Source organism: Aquimarina agarivorans, from assembly GCF_000218485.1.
GTDB classification, from domain to species: Bacteria; Bacteroidota; Bacteroidia; order Flavobacteriales; family Flavobacteriaceae; genus Aquimarina; species Aquimarina agarivorans.
Window position 1 is genome coordinate 40,763 of record NZ_AFPB01000086.1, and the last position, 22,926, is coordinate 63,688.

The window sequence follows — 22,926 nt, forward strand, 5'->3', positions numbered from 1 at the left end:
AAAATTAAACAAGAATGTGCTTTTTTGAAATAAACAAATATTAAAGTTATGCTATTTAAGTATGCTTACGTAACAACATTCTTACAAAATAAGTATTAATAAGATGTGATTTTAATAAATAATTATGATTATGATACTATTAAGTAAATTATTGTTGTTTTTTCGTAAAAATACTTAGTTATTCAACGAAAATCTTGCTCAAACTAACTAGTTAATATACTTTTGATCTCATAATAAATACTAACAATATAATTATACTCTATGAGAAAAATAGAAGCAATTATCCGAAGATCAAAGTTTCGCGCTGTAAAGGAAGCGTTACATTCCAAAGGAATTAACTTCTTTTCATACTGGGATGTTACTGGTATCGGAAATGAATCAACAGGTCATGTATACCGTGGTGTAAGCTATAGTACAAGTGACATCCAACGTAGATACTTGTCTATAGTGGTAAACAAAGAATTTGAAGAGGCTGCAATAGATGCTATTTTATCTGCTGCCAAAACTGGTGAAGTTGGTGATGGAAAAATATTTGTTTCTGATGTTACTGAAGCGTACAGAATACGTACTGCTGAAAAAGGTGGTGAAACACTTAACTAATTAAATCCCCTAAAATTATATTTAAAAAATTACAAAACTCATTATTATGAATGAAGTACAACAAAAAGCATTAGATGCTGCTATATCGAGCATCAATGGAGATATGGGTGCCTTATGGATAACTATATCTGCAATACTAGTATTTTTTATGCAAGCTGGATTTACGCTTGTTGAAGTTGGTTTTACACGCGGAAAAAATGCGGGTAACATTATTATGAAGAACATTATGGATCTTTGTATTGGTTCCATCATGTTTTGGGCAGTTGGTTATGCATTTATGTATGGCGATACTGTTTTATTGGGTGGATTTATGCGTTCTAGTTCTGCAGATCAAGGATATTTCTTTTTTCATGCTGATGACTGGTATAATTTATTTTTCCAAACAGTATTTTGTGCTACTGCTGCTACTATTGTTTCTGGAGCCGTTGCCGGAAGAACAAAATTTACTACTTATTTAGTATTCTCTTTTATTTTAACAACAATCATATATCCAATATCAGGTAGCTGGTACTGGCCATTTGATGATGATGCATGGTTAAACACTTTAGGTTTTGTTGATTTTGCTGGTTCATCAGTAGTTCATGCTGTAGGTGGTGGTGCTGCATTAGTTGCTGCTAAATTAGTTGGACCTCGTATTGGAAAATATGTGGACGGAAAAGTAAACGTAATTCCTGGTCACAATTTATTATTTGGTGCATTAGGGGTACTAATCCTATGGTTAGGATGGTTTGGATTTAACGGTGGATCTCAATTAGCTTGGGGTGGTTCTGATACTGTTGCTGCTGGTAGCGTAATTATTAATACAAATATTGCAGCTGCAATGGGTGCAATTGCTGCATTATTCTTTACATGGATCAAGTACGGTAAGCCAGACATTTCAATGACATTAAATGGTGGTTTAGCTGGTTTAGTAGGTATTACCGCTGGATGTGGTGCTGTAAGTGCTGGTGGTGCTTTAGCTATCGGTTTAATTTGCGGTATTGCCGTAGTATTGTCTATCGAATTTATTGACAAAACATTACGTATTGATGATCCTGTTGGTGCAATATCAGTACACGGAACTTGTGGTTTCTTAGGAACTGTATTAGTTGGTGTTTTTGCATTAGACGGTGGTTTACTAAACGGTGGTGGTGCTAAGCTACTTGGTGTACAAGCATTAGGTTCATTGTCTTACATCGGATGGGCTGTATTAACTACTTTCATCGTACTATTTATCCTTAAAAAAGTGATGGGATTAAGAGTTTCAGAAAAAGAAGAAATAGAAGGTTTAGATGTTCACGAACACGGAATTTCAGTATACACTGCAGAATAACCAACCTGAATATTATATTATTCATAAAAAAAAGGCTACCAAATTTGGTAGCTTTTTTTATGTAAAATCACCATCCATTCAGTGCTTTTAAAATTGCAGATTTGCCACATAAGGATAATTTTTCTACATTTATTACTGATATTATAAATAGTAAATATATTCATGAAAAAAATAGAAGCAATTATCAGACGCTCAAAATACCGTACTGTACGCGATGCGTTACACGCAAAAGGAGTAAATTTCTTTTCATACTGGGACGTTACTGGTATTGGAAATGAAAAAACAGGTCATGTATATCGTGGTGTAAGTTATAGTACAAGTGATATCCAACGCCGCTACCTATCAATTGTTGTAAATGATGATTTTGAGCAGCTCACTATTGATACCATTATTGAAAATGCCGGAACAGGTGAAATTGGTGACGGTAAAATATTTGTATCTGATGTTAAGGATGCCTACCGTATCCGAACTGGTGAAAAAGGAGGCGAAACACTTGACTAATTTATTAATTGCCGTTTTCAGATAATAGTTGACAATAACTTGTAAAGTGTATAAAATTCAAAATTTTACACTTATGTAATATACTAATTAACTCAATGGGTATACTATTTTCGGATGCTTATATTTTACGCTTCTATTCACCAATTAAATTTTGAATTGCTCTCCTTTTTATTCCCCTAAATCCATTGGTCTTTTTAATTTCAAAATATTCTTTTTTCTTTTCGATTTTTTTCGAATAGGTAGTTTTTATAAAGAAAAATTTAGTACTTATGCTTTCTAACACCTGCTATTCCTACCATTTTTCGGACAATTATTTAAAGACTATTTATTTTACTTACGCAGAAGTAATATCTCTTTTTAGCTGATCAATACTATTTTGAACATTTTTTTTAATTTTTAATAACGCTGAAATTATTTTGCTATCATTACTGATATGATTAAGATGAGTAATTGATTCCGATAATTTTTCTAACACCAATAGGTCATTTTTGCTATACTGAAATATAGGGATATAAATTCGGTCAATTAGCAAACTCTTATCAATTTCCGTAATGAGTAATTTGATTTTATTTCCCTTATTCACGCGTTCAACTTCAAACTCCATTGGAATAATTTTTTGCATTAATGTTTCAATTGCCGTAATAATATGTAGCATTGTACCAGGATCATTTATACCAGGAGACATGGCTTTTAAACCAATTTCTTTTAATTTTATTAAATTATTTTCAATGTTTTCATTATTATATCTGGTAGGGTTTATTAGGATACTTTCTTTTAAAGAATTTATTTCTTTATCAGGAACATCTTCTTTAATTTTTAATACGGGATCCCCTTCCCTTATATAATCATTAAAACAGGGTATTACTTTAACATGATGCGTATCTTTATTAAAATAATCACTTGTAAATTGTATAATTATTCCATGAAAAAAGCCTGTATGATCACTGTAAATAGTATGCCAATTCTCTTGATCTCCAAAATCAGCAGGCTTGCATTCGCTTCTTTTATCAATTAGGATAATTGTTTTATTTTTAAGCTGTTCAACAATGTTTTTTAATTGAATTGATTTTGAAATGTTGTGTATAAAAAACACAAAACATCCAATACTCAATATCATAAAAAAAAACGCGATAATGACACCTATGGCAATATTAGGTTCCGCTAGCTTACCACTACCCAAACCAAGTAAAATAATGAAAGTAAAAATGATACTTCCAGCATAAAATCCTAAAATACTTTGATGTCCCCTGTCCGCAATTAAATTTGGTAATACACGGGGAGAAAAATTTGATGAGGCCTGATTTAACACTACCATAACCATAGAAAAACTAAACACCATCAACGAAATTTCGCCTCCTGCAATACTCGTAAGAATGGTACTTGCGGAATCTTTATTTTTTACAAATAAAATTTTAGTCCAACCCAAGCTACCAAATAATGTTATATCAAACGTAATAAGTACACTACTGAGACCTAACAACAAAAAAAAGCTGGCAATCAAAACGGGATAAAAAGCAATACTCTTATAAACGTTCTGAAAAATAATTTTAATTTGCTGAAGCAAACGTTGTGCAAAAATTGAATTACCTATCATGTTTCTCTATTTACTAAAATAATTTTTAGGCTGTATTGGATTTAAGTGACTTCCTATCATTTTAGAAATTGTAATGATATGTGGAATTACAATTGCTGCAACCAAACTCATATAAATATGCGCCATCCAACTTTTTGCTTCCATAGAAATAAAAGCTGGAATAAGTACTAAGATAGAAATTATATATACTGGAAATCCTCTTTTTAAAAATAACAAACTGTTTGTTTTGTTTAGAGTTTCAAAATCATTGAGCACCTGTAATCGTAATGAAGATATACTATGCCAAAAAATGAAATAAAAACAAAAGCTGCTTAGTAAACTAGTATTATTAAAAAAAACAATTAGAGTCAGCAAAGCGACTTGAAATAATAGCCAATCTCTTAATTTTAATCGATTTAAAACAACTAAACGAAACAAATAAATTGATTGTAAAATTGTTGGCACAATAAAAAGTAATTTTAAAGTTAAAATATTATTAGTTTTTGAAACTTGCAAGAAGCGATGTATAATTGCTAAAACCTCTTGTTGGTGAAAAAATAACAAGGCTCCAATAATTGCCATGCCATAAGTGAACCTAAATGCATACGCAGTTAAGTAAAAACCTTTAGTATCGCAGTAAAAATGCTGCTCTCCAAAATGATAGCCACTGAAAATTATGAATAAACTGAGTCCTAACAGCGGGAACATATAAAATAATACAAAACCAATACCTGCTAATACTAAATATCTTGCTAATCTGAATTTTATGGAGTCTACAAAAACTGATTGCTCTTTTATATTTAAATACAAATCATTTACTCCATGGAATAATCCTATAGTAAATAATAGACCTACTTGTAAATATGTAAAATCAAACCTTATACTAAAATAATAACATAAGAAATTTACAATCAACACTAAAATTGTTAATAGAGTCAGAAAAAGTAACTCTTTCCTTATGCGTTGTAAATTTCTCATGTTATTAAATTTTACTTAATTAACGTGATCTAAAAAGACTATTGCTATTAAATTTATTAGTATAAATTTTTAATAGTACGTGCTTTACATTTTGTAAAGAATGATCAAAAAAGTCTAGTAACATCTATTATAGTTGCCACTTTTAATAAGTGCTTGATAGTTTTTCGTAATCGTAACCTTCTGCTTTGCTTAAAATTACAGCAACTTTACCCAATAACACTCCATAAATTACTTTTGAGCTTACATCGGCAATGGTGTACGTAAGTTGTCTTGCCATAACACCATCTTCATTAAAAAAGGCTCCTTCAACACCTAATAAATGAGGCATTAGATATGCTCCTGGGTACAAAAACCATGATATTACAAAAAGCCACCAAATGTTATTTAAAGTGTTTTGTGCTTCTAAAGGAATACCACTTTTACCTTGATCAATTACTTTTTTCATCACCCAAAGAATATGGAAAAAGAATATACTTGAAACTCCTCCCCAAATAAAGAATTTTGGTAAATCTGATACTTCGTAAAATTGACCAATATAACCAGTTATAATCATTAATGCCCTGAAAATCAAAATTGATTTCGTATGGATGAAAAACTAGAAGTGGTTAATTTTACTACAAATAGGATTTGAAATAACAACATTGGAACATCGATCAACCAATTTAAATAACGGTATCCATTGTTAAATAAGTCACCGCCTGGTGTTAAAAATTACTTACCAGCTTCCTGATTGTATGAAAATGAAGTAACCCAGTTACCAGCCTGTGCAAATAATAACAAAAAGGCTGATACCATAACCACACCTGATAATAAATTTGACATCCGATACTTTGGAGCTACATTTTTAATGGTAAGCACAAAATAAAATAGTCCTGCCAACATGATAGCGTAACCTAACGTTAATATATGTGATACAAATTGATATGCGATTTCTGAATAACCAGTTGTTGCACCAATAATGTTTTCAAAATTGGCATTAATTAATTTTTCCATGATTGATATAAATTTTAGTCTATATCAAAATTATTTTTAAACGATTCAAGATTGTATTTCAATTGACTAAAAGTTTAACTCAATACCTAATTCATTGATAATTAAATAGTTTTAACAGGTTGTTAATTTTTGTTGAGTTTGTAATAATAGTTTTTAAATGTAAATTATTTCTATTAATATGCCAAACAAACTAAATGAAGACAAGCATATTAATCTAAATAGGAAATTTTATATCTGTGATTAATGATGTGGCTGTTTGTTACACCGCTTCAATTAATTCTGGTTCATCCTTAAATTGAATAGTAAAAGAGAACCTAGATCCCTCTCCTTTTTTAGAGGTAACTGAAATGTCTCCATTATGAAAACCAATGATTTTTTTACAATGAGCCAGTCCAATACCAGTTCCTTCATATTCATCCCTAGCATGTAACCGTTTAAAAATATTAAAAATTTCATTCTGATGTTTTTCAGAAATTCCTATCCCATTATCTTTTACATGAAATTGCCAGCGGCTGTCAAAAACGTCAGTCTTTTCAAGCTTTTCACCATAAATATGTATAATAGGCGTTTTATTGTGTTTGCGAAATTTGATTCCGTTGGATATTAAATTCTGAAATAACAATCCCAATTCTACTCTATACCCTTTTATTTTTGGCATGTTACCTAGAATAACTTTTGCTCCTGTTTCCTCAATAGTTGCAGTAAAATTCTTAATAGTATTATTAAGTAGTTTTTTACTATCAATGTTTTCCAGTTTTCTATTGGCGCCAATACGTGAATAATCCAATAATGAACGAATTAAAATTGACATGCGATCACAACCTTCTTTAATATAAACCAAGTTTTCCTTACCCATATCATCAAGTTGATCGTAATAATCTTCCAACAAAAAATTTGAAAAACTTGTTACTGTGTGTAATGGCTCTTGTAAGTCATGACTGGCGATAAAAGCAAATTGTTCTAGCTCACTATTCTGCCTACTAAGTATTTTTGATTTTTTAGCAATTTCTTCATTTTTAAGTTCCAAATTTTTGACAAATAAGCGCTCTTTTTTACGTGTTTTATAAAAATAAAATGAAAACAAAAGGGTGGACAAAATTAAAGAAAGTAATAGCCAATTAATTTTTCGCTGTAGAGACAATTTTTCTTCTTGTTCTCCAAGAATTTCTTTTTGTAATTGTATTTGGTTTTCCTGCGTTTTTAAAAATTCGCTTTGTTTTCTTATTAAGTTTTTTTGATCAACTAATTCTTTTTCCTTGGAAGTAACTAAGTCTTTCTGTATACTATATCTATTTTCTAATTCTTTCAGTAAATCACTAGTAGCTGTAAATTTTTTTCTCTGACTTTTTGTTAATTCTTCAAGGTTTTCAACTCTTTTCTGCTCTTGTTCAATTTTTAGATCTTTATCAACAACTTCTTTTCTTTGTTCCTTTAATTCTTTTTGCTGCTCTTGTAAAATTTGCTCTTGCTCTTGCGCTACAATTCGGGTTTTGGTGTATAATTCTTTCCAATTTTTTACCGATTTTAATGAACTTTCCAACAAACTAGTAGAAGCAGTAAAACCATATTGAGCTAATAAATTAGTGTTGACATCAATTATAAAATCTCCATTTAAATTTGAAATATTAATCATTGACGGTTCAAAATTGTAATTTTCGGTAATCAGTAACGTAGGATACCTGTTTAATTTTACCAAAATTTGTTCAATTTCTAAATTATAAGATTTGTTTACATACAAAACATCCACTCCTTTCAAGTGATTAAGGTTTTCTACTAATTTCACGTTAATAGGTCGGTCATTAATTGTTCTTTTTGAAGCTCTTCTCACTAAGGAACGAGCCGTTGTTTTGTCTTTTAGAACCCCGATCACAAACTTTTTTTTACTTTGTTTATATCCCGAAGTTTGCTCGGCTATGTTTAAAATATAAATAGCCCTTTTTTCTGCTTCAAATTGCCCATAGCCTGATTGGGCAATGACTTTATTACCCAAAAACATAAAGGATAACACGATATACAAATATGTTGTTTTAAACTTCAAAGCGAATTATAATTTTAGTAATAATCTAGCAAAGTAATTTGCTCCTTTTACTCCATATTGTTGTACTCTGCGGCTATAAATAAACCTTCCTTGATTAACATTATCGGAATGTTTATGTTTATCAGGAAATACGTTAAAGACGTTATTTGAACCTACTGAAATTTGTACAAAGTCATTAAAATTATAAATTACAGTAACATCTGTAACCAATTTAGGGGAAAACTTTTGGTCACGACTTTCAATGATCCCTGAAAACTCATTTAGCGTCCAATTATCAGGATTTCCATCCGTTGGATGTTTATAAATAACACTACCAAACAAATTGTTGTTTAAAGTAAATGAAAAATTTTCAACTTCATAAATATTTGAAAAATTAATTTTAAAATTGGGCTGTCCTGTTTCAATTCGCGACCTTTCTTCTCTATTAAAAATTTCCTGATTTTGATTGGCTATTTGGGCGGAAGTCCTTGGTATTCCTAAAATATCCGTATTAGAAAAATTTGCTGAAAGTACGGAATGTAACATCCCTTTTCCTAATAGCATATTATAGTCTATTTTAACATCTATTCCGGTTGTACGGGTGTCAATAGCATTTGTGAAAAACTGGGCTCTATCTAAGTTAAACGGTTGTAATAAAGCTTCAAATCCTTCATCAATAGGATTTGATAACACAATACGATCATTAATTTCAACAATATATCCATCAATAAACAAATTAAATTTATCTAAGAATTTTGTGGTAAAACCTAAACTAAAATGTTTTGATAATTCAGGGCGTAAAGGTTCAATACCTAAACTTTCTGCAGCAGCACTTGAATTATTAAATGTTCCTACATTAAAAGCTTCCCCATTTGAAAATTGTGTACTCGTATTATTAAAAAAAAATTGATGCAATGAAGGTGCTCTAAAACCAGTTGATAGGGAACCCCGAAACGTGATGTCCGTTTTAGGTTTGTATCGCGTAGAAAATTTCCAGGTTCCTTGCGAGCCAAAACTATTAAAAGTTTCATAACGCCCTCCAATAACAGCCAGTAATTGCTTGGAAATTTTTGATTCAAATTCAATATACCCTGAACTGTTAGTCCTAAATTTATTTAATTCATTTTCAGGCATAAATCCAGGAAAACCTTGTGCTCCAATGCTTCTTGGAATAACTTCGCCGTTTTCAATAAAAGTTTCTCCTCCATTGATATAGGATGCCTCCTCTCCTGCAATAATTTCATAATTTTCCACACGCAATTCCGCACCAAATGCAAAATTAGAACCTTCCAAAAAATCAAAAGGTTTTGAAAAGTCTAAATTGGTTACGTTTTGACTATAAATAAACCCTCCTGCATAAAATGTTTTGGGCGATATGATACCTAACGATGCATTGTTGGAGTTGTTAACGGTATAGTCCAAACTATTTTTACCAATTGTATGACTAAAATCTACATTCCAGTCATTCTTTTTTCCTTTAATTCCGAGTGTTATAGCATCATCTTGAATATCAGTAAAAATTTCAGGAGAAAATCCATTTTCAAAAAGTTCAGTAATTACTTTACTTTCATCATTTGGAAACCTGTAAAAAGCTCGTGCTCTACCCTCTCTATAATTTCGACCTCCAAATGCATAAACTGTCGACTGCGTTCCAATTTTAAATTCTGAGTTAAATTGTAATGCCAAATTACGAGTTGCTGCATTACCAACTTGCATAACTCTACGGTCACCAAAACCAGTTTGATCAAAAAAATCATTTAATTGTTGGTTAGTTTCGGAACTGCCAAAAACTGTTCCTGTATAATTTCCAGACCTATTGGTGGCTTCACGATCTCGATACTCTGCTGAAACATTAACAAAACCATTATTCCCTAATTTAAATCCTGCATTACCCGAAGTGTAAAAATTTTGTCCATCACCTGCTTGATTGACGCTTCCAACACTTTCAATTATAATACTTTCCGTCTGGCTTTTTAAAATAATATTTACCACTCCAGCAATAGCATCAGATCCATATTGTGAACTTGCACCATCTCTTAAAACTTCAACCCTTTCAATGGCGGATACCGGAATGGCATTAAAGTCAGTCCCAACTGATCCACGACCAATTGTTCCGTTAACGTTAACTAATGACGAGGAATGCCTTCTTTTTCCATTTATTAATACTAACAGCTGGTCTGGTTCCAACCCCCTTAAAGTCGCTGGGTCAATGTGATCCGTACCGTCCGATATGGTTTGATGAGTGGAGTGAAAAGAAGGTAATAAGAAATGTAATAACTGTCCTAATTCCATTTGCGATGAATTTGCAATATCTTTAGAATAAATTACATCAACTGGTGCTATAGTTTCTGATAATTTTTTTGGCTTTGATCGGGAACCTAATGAAATAGGTTGATCATCATCCAAATCAGGTATTAAGGTGATATTAAATTCTTTAAATTCACCTGTTTTTAAAGCAACTATTTTTTCGAAAGATTTGTATAATAAATAGTCAACTTTTAGGGTGTATTTTCCAGGTTTGTGAGCTAAAAAAAAATCCCCTGCAACGTTAGTTTTTGTTTCAATTCCAGTTTCTTTAATGTAAACCGTAGCGCCAGGAAGTGCTCCAAATTGATCCAACACTTTTCCTTTAAAACCGCTGACTTCTGATTCAATTTGAGCAGTGGCAAATAAAAAACAAAAGTTACTAATTATCCAAGCAAAAAAATGACCACTTGAGTAATGTTTTGTCATAGTTCAATTTTAATATGAAAATCAAAAATACATTTTTTAGATGATTATGATAATCTTATGTTAAATTTAAACTACAAAATCGATAAAGTACCTTTTTAATCTACTTCTGTAAGTCAATCTCATTCAAATTTTCAATTCTATTACGAACTAAAAAATCATCTATTGTTTCAAAATGCTCAATTACTCTTTTATTTTTAAACTCAAATACTTTTTTTGAAAGTCCTTGTAAAAAATGCACGATCATGAGATACCAATATCAATGTACCGTCAAAGGAAACTAAGGCCTCTTTCAACACATCTTTTGATTTTATATCCAAATGGTTAGTAGGCTCATCTAATATTAATAGATTGACTGGCTCCAATAGTAATTTTACCATGGCTAATCTTGTTTTTTCACCTCCGGAAAGTACGCTCACTTTTTTATCAATATCATCGCCTTTAAACATAAATCGCCCTAAAATATTTTTAATCTGCGTACGTACATCCCCTTTAGCAACTTCATCAACCGTTTGAAATATGGTTAAATTTTCATCAAGTAATGAAGCTTGATTTTGAGCAAAATAACCCACTTTTACATTGTGACCTAGCTCGCAAATACCATCAACTTCAATCTCCTTCATAATGGCTTTTATCATAGTTGACTTCCCTTCGCCGTTTCTGCCAACAAATGAAACTTTTTCGCCTCGGGAGATAGACATATTTGCTTCCTTAAATACGATATGATCTTCATACTTTTTTGAAAGATCCTTAACAGTAACTGGATAATCGCCAGATCGAGGTGCGGGAGGAAATCGTAATTTTAACGCTGAAGTATCCACTTCATCAATTTCAATAATGTCAAGTTTTTCGAGCATGCGCTGCCTATCCCTAACTTGATTGGTCTTTGAATAAGTCCCTTTAAATTTGTCAATGAATGCTTGCGTATCGGTAATAAATTTTTGTTGCTCCTGATAGGCTTTTATTTGATGCGCACGGCGATCCTTCCTTAATTCTAAATAATGGGAATAATTTGCTTTATAATCGTAAATTTTTCCCATAGTAATTTCAATAGTACGATTGGTTATATTGTCAATAAAGGTTTTATCATGAGAAATTACCATAACGGCTTTGGCTTTGTTTAATAAGAAATCTTCCAACCAAATTACAGACTCAATATCAACATGATTTGTTGGCTCATCCAACAATATCAAATCAGGCTTTTTTAATAAAATTTTAGCCAGCTCAATACGCATTCGCCATCCGCCACTAAATTCACTGGTAGCTCTGTGCAAATCTTCGGCTTTAAAGCCTAAACCTTTTAATGCCTTTTCAACTTCTGCTTCATAATTAACCTCCTCAATTGCATAAAACTTTTCGCCTAATTCCGAAACTTTTTCAATAATTTTCATGTAAGCATCAGAATCATAGTCAGTACGCGTTTCCAATGCTTTATTTAAACGATCCATTTCATCGCGCATTTCAAAAATATGACTAAATGCTTTTGAAGCTTCTTCCATGACCGTGCAGTCATCTTCGATAAGTAAGTGTTGCGGAAGGTAGGCAATAACAATATCTTTAGGAAAACGAACACCTCCGCGGGTAGCTTTTTGCGTGCCTGCAATAATTTTCATCATTGTAGATTTTCCCGCACCATTTTTACCCATCAAGGCAATTTTGTCGTTTTCATTTATGGTAAAAGCAACATCTTGGAACAACGCTTCACCACCAAATTCTACCGCTAAACTATCTATTGAAATCATATTATTTTTTATGTGTTGCGAAAATAGGAAAAGAATGATTCAATTGTAATTTTATACTAAGCAAAGAGCGTAAAAATAAGAGACTTCTAAAAAAGGAAGTCTCTTATTAAATTTAAGTATAGTAAAGCTACAAAAAATGGAGTATAACAGTTGTCGAAGACAAAATTTAAGTAAACTCGTTACAATTCGAAATAGATTATTTGCTTTTACTATGGATTAAAACTTATAACTAACACCCGTGCTAAAGGTTACTCCTTGTGCAAAGGACGTGTGACAACTGAGTTTTCCAGTTATTTTATTTTGCGAAAAATATAGACCTGTAGCGGTGGTTAAAATTTGATTTCCTCTGCCTATACTACTCCAAAAACCTAATTCTGAATCAGTATCAACCCTAAAGATTAGCTCACTTATAGCACTTAAATTTATACTTCGCTTTTGGGGCGCTAAGTCAATAAAATCTATTTCAACAATCGGAAAATCATCGTCCTCAGCCACAGTTTCAATCCTTGCCAACTCTTTTCTTAAGTCAGCATAACTTCCATCTTCATATTGTACTGTCAATTTTGCGCCTATAATGCGCCAGTCTACTTTTTTGAATGGAATATTGTAAGCAATTTCTGCTGAAAGACCAGCACCGTAGAAATTTTTAGTACTAATATTAATGGTTTCACTAATTGTATTAAAAGTTCCGGAAGGATCATTTATTGAAAATGTTCAGTCAGCAATATCAATAGTACCAAAATGCGAATACCCCCCATAAGCATACACTACACTTTTTCGTGTAAAACTTTTATTGTATGCCACTGAAACAAAAGTACTTTTATCATCTACGTCAATACTTTTATGAAACGTTCCTGATACGTAACGTGATTTTAAAAGGGTACCTCCTTGTTGCATACGCTTTTGATATACCGTACTTTCGTTTGCAAAATTAGCAGGTCCAAAAAGTGCAGTACAACTCACAGTTGACTGCACAAATAATCCCACAATTACCATTTTAATTGTGGGATAAATAAAATTTTTTATTCTCATTTAAATTATTTTCCTAAAATAAGTGGCAAACCATCTTTTGCTGAACCCACCACAATCACTTTTGAATTTGGTGATTTGGATAACTCAATAGTAGCCTGTATGCCTTTTTCCTGAAGAATTTTATCGGTTAACGAAGCACTTAAAATTTTATTTGCCGTAGCTTTACCTTCCGCATCGATCTTTTGTCTTTCAGCCTCCTTTGCAGCCTTTGTCAAACGAAATTCATACTCTAACGATTCTTGTTCTTGCTTTAGCTTACGCTCAATGGCATCTTTTATAGTTGGTGGCAATGTTACATCTCTTACTAAAATTTCTTCCAAATCAATGTATTGCTTGCCTACAATTTTTTTTGTTTCATCAAAAATTTCTTTTTGAATTACATCTCTTTTACTTGAGTATAATTGCTCAGGAGTATATCGTCCAACAACACTCCTCGCAGCGGAGCGGATAGCGGGTTGAATAATTCTTGCCAAATAATTTTTACCTTTTTCCTGGTGTAGCTTACCCAAATCTCCATATTTTGGCTTATACCAAGCCGAAGCTTCTAGCTTAATTTCCAATCCATTGGAGGATAATACCTGCATTTTCTCAAACACCTCCTGTTGTCTTACTTCATACAAAATAACACTGTTCCAGGGTGCTATAAAATGAAATCCTTCACCCAGCGGAGGTTCATCCGTAACCACTCCATTAGCAAATGTTTTGTACAAAACACCAGCTTTACCAGAATCAATTGTTATGGTTGATTTTGATATAAAAATAATGGTAAAAACTAAAAGTATTATTAGTGGTATTCCAATTTTTGGTAATCTGTCCATTGCTTTTAAATTTTATAAATAGTACTTTATAGTACTGTGTTAATTTTGTGTCTTTCTTCTGGTATTTATAGTTTTGAATACTCCAATATATGATTTATTTAAAGAAAAACTGAGATGTTTATACTAAATCTATTTGAGCTATTGTAACCGAAATTTATTTTAAATAAGTCCGTTATATTTTCTTAAAAACCATTCTACACTTAACAAAAATAATAATAATGCTAGCATGAATTTCCAGGATATTAGTGGGAGTTTTTCTTGCCTCGATTTTTGTATTGGCTTAAATTGATCACTTTTAATTAAGGTTTCAATTAATTGATCTATTTGATTTGGATAAAACAGCGCCCCATTATTTTTAACGCTTAACGCAGAAAGATTTTCAATATCGGGGCTGAAAAATTGTTTTTCTATATCAAAATCTAAAATATTGAACCGCCCAAACGTTTTTAGTTTTGTCCCCTCAGCATTGATTGAAAATGTATAATTACCAGCAGGCAGATCACTTAAATCAGCCTCGTAGTAATTACCTTTTAAAACCATGGGTAATTTTTTGATCGATGCTGTATTTGTATCAGTGATCATTAACAATAATTTCCCTTTGGTATCAAACTCGTAGTTTTTATTAAAATATCCTGCCGTTATTTTAATTGCATTTGAAGTATAGTAAGTAGACTCATAATTAGCTGTTAGGCGTTTTCGTTCTTTTTTACTGGATAAAAATTGAATTATTTTCCCAAAAAAATCATCAAACTTTTTAAAATCTCCATCTCTTTTAAAATTTGCCAGGCGCCATTTCCAGAAACCTTCTCCAAAAAGTACAGCTTCATTTGCCGCATCATTCTCCCAAAAAGCAAGTAATGGATCGGTTGTAGCTACATTTGCTATCTTTTTGAATAACAAGCTTTCAAAAGGTGGCAGTAAGGTTTCCTGACCAAAACTACTCTCCAACGGAGGATAGTCTTTCAAATCAAATTGATCTGTATTAAAAACTGTAAAATTATCGGATAAAATGGCAATAATTTCCTGATCCTGATTTGAATCATTTTTTTGATAATTTCTTTTCAACCTATTTAAAAAAGTCCAGTCAGTTTGCTTACCTGTAATGGTTAATAATTGCGCTCCTTTTTTAGCTATCAAATCAAAAACTGGTCTAAAAGTAGGTTTAGGCTGGTATGCAATAACCAACTGATAACCTTCCAAACTATTAACTTCACTTGCTTTTTTTACTGTTAGCGAACGCCTTTCGTTACTTTCTATAGTTCTTTTTAAGGCAGCAATGTCTGAGTGTATGATATCACTTACTAACAATACATTTGTTTTTTGATCAATTGTTTCAACCACAAAACTTTTACTATTGTTATCCTGATTCTTTTCTCCCGTAAAGGGTAAAATACGAGCGGTATAGCTATGCAATCCTACCTGGGTAGCTTTTACAGTAAAATCAACAAATTCAGATGTTTTTTGTATATCAAATGACAATTGCTTTTTAAACACTAGCTGTTTGCCTTTATACACTTGCAATTCAGATTTTTTACTTGATTTACCTGCATAGTTGACTAATACTTCTATGGGGAATTTATTGTTTAAATAAGCATATTTGTTGGCGTTTATGCGGGTAATTTTTAAATCTTCCACCCGAGTGGTATCTCCAAAAGGGACACTGTAAATAGGTTGTTCATGGTTACTTTTATAATAAGAATAATCCGAGCCATAGGTTTGATTCCCATCGGTCAATAAAACAATAGGCGACTGCGCCTTTCGGTGTATTTTTTGAACATTTTTTAAGCTATTAAAAATTTGTGTTTGTCCGCTGTTGAGATTGTCAACAACACTATCTGATAATTGTTCCCCAAATCCATAACTAAAAATAGCAAAACGTTCTTTTAAATCAGCACTTTGATTAAATTTTGCTAGTGTTTGTGTTAGTGATTGCTGAAGATTTAAATATTCTATTGATTTTGATTGATCGGTCAATAAAATTAAATCAGGCTTTTCCGTAGTAGTTTTGGTAACTGATACCTGCGGATTTATCAATAAAACCAGAATTACAAATACGGTTAAAAAGCGCAAAAAAGCGAAAAGTAATGTCTTTTTTGACTTACTTTTCGCTTTATACAAATATTGAAAAATAGCTACTAACAGTGCCACGACTGCTGATGCAATTATTAATAGTACTGTTTGTGTAGCCAATTTTTTATTTTAATTGTACCCTACCTGGGGTGTGATGTAATATAATGACAACTTTTGGCTATGTCAACATTCCGCCATCAACATTAAGTACTTGCCCTGTTACGTAAGCACTTAAGTCGCTACCCAAATATACACAAGCATTTGCAATATCTTCGGGTGTTCCTCCTCTTTTTAATGGAATTCCAGCTCTCCAGCCTTCAACCACCTTTTCATCAAGACTTGCTGTCATTTCAGTTTCAATAAAACCTGGTGCTACCACGTTGCAACGGATATTTCGTGATCCTAATTCCAATGCCACTGATTTTGAAAAACCAATGATTCCTGCTTTGGAAGCCGCATAATTAGTTTGTCCCGCATTTCCTTTTACTCCTACTACCGAACTCATATTTATAATAGATCCCTTGCGTTGTTTTAGCATTGTGCGTTGTACCGCTTTAGTCATGTTAAATACCGACTTAAGGTTGACCTCAATTACTTTATCAAAGTCGTCTTCACTAATACGCATCAACAAATTATCCTTAGTAATCCCAGCGTTGTTTATTAAAATATCTATTCCTCCTTCAAAATCCTTAAGGATATTTGCTACTAATTCCTGCGAATCATTAAAATTAGCAGCATTACTTTTATATGCTTTTGCTTGTACTCCTAATTCAATAAGTTCTTTTTCTAATTCTTCTGCCGCTGCCGCAGAAGAGCTGTATGTAAATGCTACGTTTGCCCCATGCTGAGCAAAAATTTGAGCAATTCCTTTACCTATACCTCTACTTGCACCTGTAATTATTGCGTTCTTTCCTTGTAAAAGTTTCATTAGTTTTATTTACTGTTTTTATAATTACCAAATATAGTAATTCCCAAAATCATGGCGTTAATTCCTTTTTAAATAATATAGTTTGCATGATTAATGCTTGGGGTATATGTGTGAAGCGATAGTTTCAAAACTTAACGTACGGTCTTTTGAAAAATCATATTTGTAAAGTACCTGCCCCCAATATTCACTATCTGTAAAATCGGCAATAGCCCACTTATGATTAATCAATTTAACACGATCAATACGAGTTGGACCACTCATTCCTGCCACAGGAACTAGTGGGTTATCATTATCAACGCTATTGTTTTCTATTAAAGCATCCAGTACCAAACCTTCAATTTGTGGAACGGTAATGCCTAAATCCTCAATATATTCCGAAGCATATTCGTCGTGACGTAAAGTGAAATAACTTAATTCCAAGGTTTCATTATCTAAGGAATCTGCTACTTTTTTAGCTTTTTCTAATTTTTTTTCAAGTTTAGAAATTCGCTGCGAATCCAAATCTATTTTTTTACTTGCATTTCGGTGTTGAAACAAAATATACAATACAGCTAAACCAAATAGATAAATAAAAATTTTACTGTTTTTCATTCTAAAAAATTAATTAAATTCTAACTCCAAGCCATCGTAAGCTAAAAAAACATTTGAAGGTAAACTTTTTTCCACTTCATCATGAAAGCCTAGCAAATGACTAATATGAGTTAAATAAGCACGTTTGGGTTGTATTTTTCTAATAAACGCTAAGGCTTCTTCAAGCGTAAAATGCGAAAAATGCGCTTCTTCGCGTAAAGCATTTACAACTAATATATCAATATTTTTTAAATGCTGATAAGAATGTTCAGGTACAGTTTTTACATCGGTCAAATACACTAAATTATCAACACGAAATCCTAGTATAGGCAAATTACCGTGCATAATATCAATAGGCTGTACTTTTTTATTTTGTAACTGAATTGTGTTTTTTGCACTAATAACTGTTTGCCGTACATTGGGCGTTCCCGGATATTTATTTTGTGAATCAATAATGTAATGAAACCTACTGCTTAATGCTTTAAAAACCCGTTCATCAGCGTACAAAGGGATGTCCTTTTTTTGTCGGTAAAAAAACGGACGAATGTCATCCAAACCAATAATATGATCGGTGTGTTCGTGTGTGAATAATATACCATCTATTTTTGATACATTTTGCCTAAGCATTTGCTGCCTAAAGTCTGGGCTGCAATCAATTACATACACATTATCATCCCAAGTAATCATTGCCGAACAACGCAAGCGTTTGTCTTTAAAATTATCACTTAAACAAACGGGATGAGTACTCCCTATAATTGGAATACCTTGCGAGGTTCCGGTACCAAGAAATGTAATTTTCAACAGTTTATTTTTTCACAAATTAACACAATTTAGAACGAAAAACAGTGTACTATTATTAATTTCATAAAATTAGTTCTAGTATTTTTTGTTCTCGTTTGGATTACTAACTTTACACGTACCTTAAAATATTGTATATGGCTATTACTCTTATTGGTGATCGTGATTTTGATCCAGTACCTTCTATAAAAAGTAAATGTTTACGCGTTAATTTGAATGAGCATATTTATGGTACCTTTAATGAAATTGGTGCAGGACAAGAGACGGTTCGTAATTTTTTTAGAGCTGGTGGTGCCTCAGGCACTATAGCCAAAGCAATGAGTGCGTATGACAAAGATTTTAGTGATGCCATTTATGGTGTTGAAAAAGATGGACGTTACGTTACCGAATTACGCTTGCGTACCATGCTTGAAAAGGAAATGAAGCACATGGAACAGCGTATTTCAAGAGAAAAACATCCTAAAAAAATGTTTTTTAGCTACGCAAACACTGTTGCTACTATTGATTTTGCAAAAAAATACAAAGGTCATGGTTGGGTCGGCATTCGTTACCAAACGGATCCTACTCAAAAAGAATACAACGAAATTACGTTACACGTCCGATTTCATGAAAATGATGCCCGTCATCAACAAAATACTTTAGGAGTTTTAGGAGTTAATTTAATTTATGGTGCTTACTACAAATATGATAATCCTAAAAAATTGCTACTCTATTTGTACGATCATATTGATAAAGATAAACTAGAGATTGATACTATTAATTTTTCGGGGCCTGTTTTTAAAGATGTGGACAATCGATTAATGAGTTTGCAATTAGTTAAAAACGGCATGACCGAAGCTATTATGTTTGGTCCTGACGGTAATAATGTATTGCCTGCACGTATTTTATACAAAAAGAACATTTTAGCTTTACGCGGAAGTTTTAGACCCGTGACCAGAGTAAATATGGACATTTTAGAATGCTCATATGACATGTTTAAAAAAGAGGATAAAGTAAACCCTGAAAAAATTCAGGTAGTTTTTGAAATTACCTTATCAAACCTTATGGCCGAAGGTCAAATTGACGAGACTGATTTTATGGATCGTGCCCGTTTGTTATGCAATTTGGGACAAACAGTGCTAATTTCAAAATTTAAAGAATATTATAAACTGGTAGAATATTTTTCAAATTACTCCAAAGAAAAGATGTCTTTGGCTATGGGAGTCAATAATTTTATTGAAATTTTTAATGAAAAATACTACCGACAATTAAGCGGAGGTATTTTAGAGGCTTTCGGAAAACTATTTTATAAGGATTTGATTGTATATATGTATCCTTTAAAAAACCATGATACTGGAGAGATTACCAATAGTCATAACCTTATTTTAGATAAACACATCAAGGAGCTTTACAAGTTTTTTAAGCATAACAAAAAACTAAAAGACCTAGAAAATTACAATCCAAAATACTTGGATATCTTTTCCAGAGAAGTACTCCAGAAAATTAAAGAACGTGAACCTGGTTGGGAAAAAGCATTGCCAGAGGGAATTCCTGAAATTATAAAAGATAAAGGCTTATTTAATTATAGAGAAGTGAGTATAAGAAATTTTTAAGATTATTAAACAGTCCCTACCCTATTCTAAGAATGAAAAATTTAATACGAAAATTCTTTGTAAATTATGACAGAAAGCTATACAATGACAATAAATTTGTAGTTGTTTCAAACAACTGCTGGGGTGCGGAAGTGTACAAAAGATTAGGAGTACAATACAATACGCCTTTTGTTGGTTTATTTATTTTCGGACCAGATTATCTAAAATTGTTATCTAATTTTGATTATTATTTAAATAGTAAATTATCTTTTATATCCAAATCTAAATGGATTGACAAACCTCTTGATTACCCTGTAGGATTTTTAGTAGATGTTGAGATTCATTTTTTACATTATAAAAATAAAAAAGAAGCGTCTTTAAAATGGAATCGAAGAGTTGTTAGAATGTTAGAAACAAAAAATAAAAATAATTATTTTTTTAAAATTTGTGATAGAGATTTAACTGATAATGAAATTCTATTAAAATTTCACCAATTACCCTTCAAAAATAAAATTTCATTTGGCTTGAAGAATTTAGAAATTAAAAATCATATTAAAGTAAAAGAAAATCAAAACAACTCAACTGTTCCCGATGGCTTAAAACTTTTTAGATGCTCGTTCAGGTATATAGATATTTTCAAGTGGATAGATAGTGGAATATTGACAAATAGTTATTATAATAGATTAAAATATTTTTTAAAGGTAATCTAATTGTATTTATTCTTATAGATTCCATTATCGCAAAATGTGGATTTCTGAGTAGCTATCAATTTCTGTAAATTTTCATTCTCTTTTAGTTTATTTCTAGGCTTTTCCTTATGCCAAATATGAAAAACAATACCACTATATTTAATCCTTTTTCCTAGACAACCGCTATTCAACAAACGTATAGCGAGTTCTGAATCCTCTTTACCCCACCCTTCAAAATCTTCATTATAACCATTTACTTTTATAAAATCACTTCTAAAAAAAGACAAATTGCATCCTCTTAGCTTTTTAGAAAGCTGATCATTTCCTTTAAATAAATTAGCTAGAAAAGGAATTCTAATAGCCCGAGCCCTCTTTTTGATACCTTTTGAAAAAAAATTAAAATTTATTTTCGATTTTTTAAATAACTCTATCAAATAAAACTGTTGAATATTTACTCTACTCCCAAACAGAAAATGACCAGGTAGAGCTAATCTTTTATGATCTTTAATAAAATCCTTATGTAAAATACAGTCTCCATCAACTTCTATAATGTAGTCTACTTTAGTTGCAGTAATTGCCTTATTTAAAATTTTTGATTTTCTAAAGCCTTTATCTTCTTGCCATACATGTTTAACATTTAATAGACTTAGATTTCTAAAATCTTCAATCAATTCTCTCGTTTTTTTTGAAGATCCATCATCAGCAATTAAAATCTCATCTGGAAATACACTTTGATTGAGAACACTTTTAAGAACTAAGTTTAAAGCTTCTGGCCAATTGTATGTGGAAATTAGTAAGGCAGTTTTCAAAGTTTTGTATTAATATTTAATAAATCATAATAATTTTTGCAGTACTTTTATTATTAAATTTAATAATTCACCTCTTTATAATATTCTGCAATTAATTGGCTCGTTATTTTCTCAATTGTAAATTTGTTATTTAAAGTTATTTTTGCAGCGTCTGCCAATTTTACTCCAAGATTTTCAACTTTTAAAACTTCTACTATTTTTTTTGCTAGCTCTTTATAATCTTTTACATCTACAAGCAAACCATTAAAATTATCTTCAATACATTCTTTTAAAACACCTACTTTTGTTGAAATGACTGGTGTTCTGTAAAAAAAGGCTTCTAGAGCAGCTGTAGGACCTCCCTCCCTTTCAGAACTAATTACAAAAACATCAAAGTATTGTATATGCAAATATCCTTGATCTATAAAGTTTGTAAAAACAACATAATTCTCAATTTTTAGTTCGCGAATACTATTTTTTAAATCTTCAGTTAGATCTGAAAATTCACCTATCTGAATTAATTTAAAATTTTTAAAATTTAAACTATGAACTATAAATGATATCGCTTTTAAAAGAGTTATTAAATCTTTCGCTGAAGTATGATTTGCTATGTTACCAATAATCTTATCCTCAACATTTATATTATAAAGTTTTCTAATATCTTGAGGGTGAACATTACTTAACCTATTTTGATTAATTGAGTCGTAAATAACATTCAATTTATAATGATTTTTTTTCCAAATTACATTTTTAGACATTTCACTTTTTACAAAATTTGAAACACAAATTATAGATTTTATATTTTTATAATTATACTTGAGAATACTTAAAAAACTCATGCTTCTACCCATACCCTTTTTTGAAAAAACAGCTTGAGTTTTTAACCTATATAATATATCCGAAATCACAAATACTGTAACAGCGTTATTAGTATGCAAATGAATTAAATCTGGTCGCTCTTCGTTTACTATTTTCTTTAGAAATTTATAATTTACAAATTTATTTAATTTGGTTTCTTTTGCCTTAATAAAATCTATTTTATTTACCTCACAATAGGTATAAAGAGGTGAATCTTTCACTCCAAAAACTACATTTTCAATCTCATTTTTTTCTAATTCTGGTATTATATCGACCAATTGTTGTTCATTCCCCCCCCAAGACTTTGCTCCACTAATATGTAATATTTTCATATTTAAATTAATTAAATTCAAAAGCG

The 22,926-nt window shown here is 31.3% G+C and carries 19 protein-coding genes and 2 pseudogenes; 5 read left to right on the top strand and 16 right to left on the bottom strand.

The genetic code is table 11. The features are described 5' to 3' along the window. Positions 1 to 261: 261 nt before the first annotated feature. The 3 genes from GMC_RS0104210 to GMC_RS0104220 all read left to right on the top strand — a co-directional run bounded on the left by GMC_RS0104210 (position 262) and on the right by GMC_RS0104220 (position 2,413). The gene (locus GMC_RS0104210; protein WP_010520962.1) at positions 262 to 600 is read left to right on the top strand and encodes a P-II family nitrogen regulator; all 339 of its coding nucleotides are present in this window, start codon (positions 262 to 264) and stop codon (positions 598 to 600) included. Between the two features lie 46 nt (positions 601 to 646). Beyond that, complete coding sequence (locus GMC_RS0104215; RefSeq protein ID WP_010520963.1) at positions 647 to 1,912, top strand: ammonium transporter; 1,266 nt, start codon at positions 647 to 649, stop codon at positions 1,910 to 1,912. Between the two features lie 162 nt (positions 1,913 to 2,074). Continuing rightward, entirely contained in the window at positions 2,075 to 2,413 is a 339-nt protein-coding gene (locus GMC_RS0104220; RefSeq protein ID WP_010520964.1) for a P-II family nitrogen regulator, read from the top strand. Positions 2,414 to 2,747: 334 nt separating this feature from the next. Here GMC_RS0104220 and GMC_RS0104230 read toward each other — a convergent pair whose 3' ends face one another. The 14 genes and pseudogenes from GMC_RS0104230 to GMC_RS0104290 form a co-directional block, all read right to left on the bottom strand. Further along, positions 2,748 to 4,007, bottom strand: coding sequence for a DUF2254 domain-containing protein (locus GMC_RS0104230; protein WP_010520965.1), 1,260 nt, complete (start codon positions 4,005 to 4,007; stop codon positions 2,748 to 2,750). Between the two features lie 6 nt (positions 4,008 to 4,013). Then, positions 4,014 to 4,964 carry a Brp/Blh family beta-carotene 15,15'-dioxygenase gene (locus GMC_RS0104235; RefSeq protein ID WP_029489595.1) on the bottom strand — a complete coding sequence of 317 codons (951 nt, stop codon included), beginning with the start codon at positions 4,962 to 4,964 and terminating at the stop codon, positions 4,014 to 4,016. Between the two features lie 142 nt (positions 4,965 to 5,106). Further along, entirely contained in the window at positions 5,107 to 5,535 is a 429-nt protein-coding gene (locus tag GMC_RS22090) for a bacteriorhodopsin (RefSeq protein WP_238527917.1), read from the bottom strand. Next, positions 5,532 to 5,957 (bottom strand): annotated as a pseudogene (locus GMC_RS22095) (bacteriorhodopsin). The gene GMC_RS22090 and the pseudogene GMC_RS22095 overlap by 4 nt, the downstream one beginning before the upstream one ends. A 259-nt stretch (positions 5,958 to 6,216) precedes the next feature. Then, positions 6,217 to 7,995: a YfiR/HmsC family protein gene (locus GMC_RS0104245; RefSeq protein WP_238527919.1), complete on the bottom strand. Its 1,779-nt coding sequence runs from the start codon at positions 7,993 to 7,995 to the stop codon at positions 6,217 to 6,219. Between the two features lie 6 nt (positions 7,996 to 8,001). Beyond that, positions 8,002 to 10,707: a TonB-dependent receptor gene (locus GMC_RS0104250; RefSeq protein WP_010520968.1), complete on the bottom strand. Its 2,706-nt coding sequence runs from the start codon at positions 10,705 to 10,707 to the stop codon at positions 8,002 to 8,004. Positions 10,708 to 10,807: 100 nt separating this feature from the next. After that, positions 10,808 to 12,446: pseudogene (locus GMC_RS19045) on the bottom strand (ABC-F family ATP-binding cassette domain-containing protein). A 216-nt stretch (positions 12,447 to 12,662) separates the two neighbouring features. Beyond that, positions 12,663 to 13,007: a hypothetical protein gene (locus GMC_RS0104260; RefSeq protein WP_010520970.1), complete on the bottom strand. Its 345-nt coding sequence runs from the start codon at positions 13,005 to 13,007 to the stop codon at positions 12,663 to 12,665. Between the two features lie 153 nt (positions 13,008 to 13,160). Then, positions 13,161 to 13,478 carry a hypothetical protein gene (locus GMC_RS0104265; RefSeq protein WP_010520971.1) on the bottom strand — a complete coding sequence of 106 codons (318 nt, stop codon included), beginning with the start codon at positions 13,476 to 13,478 and terminating at the stop codon, positions 13,161 to 13,163. Positions 13,479 to 13,483: 5 nt separating this feature from the next. Then, positions 13,484 to 14,296 (bottom strand): prohibitin family protein, encoded by an 813-nt coding sequence (locus GMC_RS0104270; protein WP_010520972.1) that lies wholly within the window; start codon positions 14,294 to 14,296, stop codon positions 13,484 to 13,486. A gap of 159 nt (positions 14,297 to 14,455) precedes the next feature. Next, a complete protein-coding gene (locus GMC_RS0104275; RefSeq protein WP_010520973.1) occupies positions 14,456 to 16,486 on the bottom strand; it encodes a hypothetical protein in 2,031 nt (676 codons plus the stop codon). Between the two features lie 58 nt (positions 16,487 to 16,544). Next, positions 16,545 to 17,294 (bottom strand): 3-oxoacyl-[acyl-carrier-protein] reductase, encoded by a 750-nt coding sequence (gene fabG, locus GMC_RS0104280; RefSeq protein ID WP_010520974.1) that lies wholly within the window; start codon positions 17,292 to 17,294, stop codon positions 16,545 to 16,547. A 90-nt stretch (positions 17,295 to 17,384) separates the two neighbouring features. After that, the gene (locus GMC_RS0104285) at positions 17,385 to 17,885 is read right to left on the bottom strand and encodes a hydrolase (protein WP_010520975.1); all 501 of its coding nucleotides are present in this window, start codon (positions 17,883 to 17,885) and stop codon (positions 17,385 to 17,387) included. A 9-nt stretch (positions 17,886 to 17,894) separates the two neighbouring features. After that, positions 17,895 to 18,665 (bottom strand): MBL fold metallo-hydrolase, encoded by a 771-nt coding sequence (locus tag GMC_RS0104290; RefSeq protein WP_010520976.1) that lies wholly within the window; start codon positions 18,663 to 18,665, stop codon positions 17,895 to 17,897. A gap of 134 nt (positions 18,666 to 18,799) precedes the next feature. Between GMC_RS0104290 and GMC_RS0104295 the strand changes: the two genes are divergently transcribed. Next, a complete protein-coding gene (locus GMC_RS0104295; protein ID WP_010520977.1) occupies positions 18,800 to 20,254 on the top strand; it encodes a hypothetical protein in 1,455 nt (484 codons plus the stop codon). 32 nt (positions 20,255 to 20,286) lie between these two features. After that, a complete protein-coding gene (locus GMC_RS19050) occupies positions 20,287 to 20,943 on the top strand; it encodes a DUF1919 domain-containing protein (protein ID WP_010520978.1) in 657 nt (218 codons plus the stop codon). On the opposite strand, the gene GMC_RS0104305 is transcribed toward GMC_RS19050, so the two are convergent. Then, entirely contained in the window at positions 20,940 to 21,731 is a 792-nt protein-coding gene (locus GMC_RS0104305) for a glycosyltransferase family 2 protein (protein ID WP_010520979.1), read from the bottom strand. The two genes, GMC_RS19050 and GMC_RS0104305, sit on opposite strands and share 4 nt — an antisense overlap. 59 nt (positions 21,732 to 21,790) lie before the next feature. Then, positions 21,791 to 22,900: a glycosyltransferase family 4 protein gene (locus tag GMC_RS0104310; RefSeq protein WP_029489596.1), complete on the bottom strand. Its 1,110-nt coding sequence runs from the start codon at positions 22,898 to 22,900 to the stop codon at positions 21,791 to 21,793. Between the last annotated feature and the right edge of the window lie 26 nt (positions 22,901 to 22,926).

Bases quoted from the DNA above. Each gene is read 5' to 3' on its own strand.
- GMC_RS0104265 (WP_010520971.1), bottom strand. From the start codon at position 13,478: ATGAGAATAAAAAATTTTATTTATCCCACAATTAAAATGGTAATTGTG.
- GMC_RS0104295 (WP_010520977.1), top strand. From the start codon at position 18,800: ATGGCTATTACTCTTATTGGTGATCGTGATTTTGATCCAGTACCTTCT.
- GMC_RS0104220 (WP_010520964.1), top strand. From the start codon at position 2,075: ATGAAAAAAATAGAAGCAATTATCAGACGCTCAAAATACCGTACTGTA.
- GMC_RS0104210 (WP_010520962.1), top strand. From the start codon at position 262: ATGAGAAAAATAGAAGCAATTATCCGAAGATCAAAGTTTCGCGCTGTA.
- fabG (WP_010520974.1), bottom strand. From the start codon at position 17,294: ATGAAACTTTTACAAGGAAAGAACGCAATAATTACAGGTGCAAGTAGA.
- GMC_RS0104230 (WP_010520965.1), bottom strand. From the start codon at position 4,007: ATGATAGGTAATTCAATTTTTGCACAACGTTTGCTTCAGCAAATTAAA.
- GMC_RS0104235 (WP_029489595.1), bottom strand. From the start codon at position 4,964: ATGAGAAATTTACAACGCATAAGGAAAGAGTTACTTTTTCTGACTCTA.
- GMC_RS0104270 (WP_010520972.1), bottom strand. From the start codon at position 14,296: ATGGACAGATTACCAAAAATTGGAATACCACTAATAATACTTTTAGTT.
- GMC_RS0104310 (WP_029489596.1), bottom strand. From the start codon at position 22,900: ATGAAAATATTACATATTAGTGGAGCAAAGTCTTGGGGGGGGAATGAA.
- GMC_RS19050 (WP_010520978.1), top strand. From the start codon at position 20,287: ATGAAAAATTTAATACGAAAATTCTTTGTAAATTATGACAGAAAGCTA.
- GMC_RS0104250 (WP_010520968.1), bottom strand. From the start codon at position 10,707: ATGACAAAACATTACTCAAGTGGTCATTTTTTTGCTTGGATAATTAGT.
- GMC_RS0104215 (WP_010520963.1), top strand. From the start codon at position 647: ATGAATGAAGTACAACAAAAAGCATTAGATGCTGCTATATCGAGCATC.
- GMC_RS0104285 (WP_010520975.1), bottom strand. From the start codon at position 17,885: ATGAAAAACAGTAAAATTTTTATTTATCTATTTGGTTTAGCTGTATTG.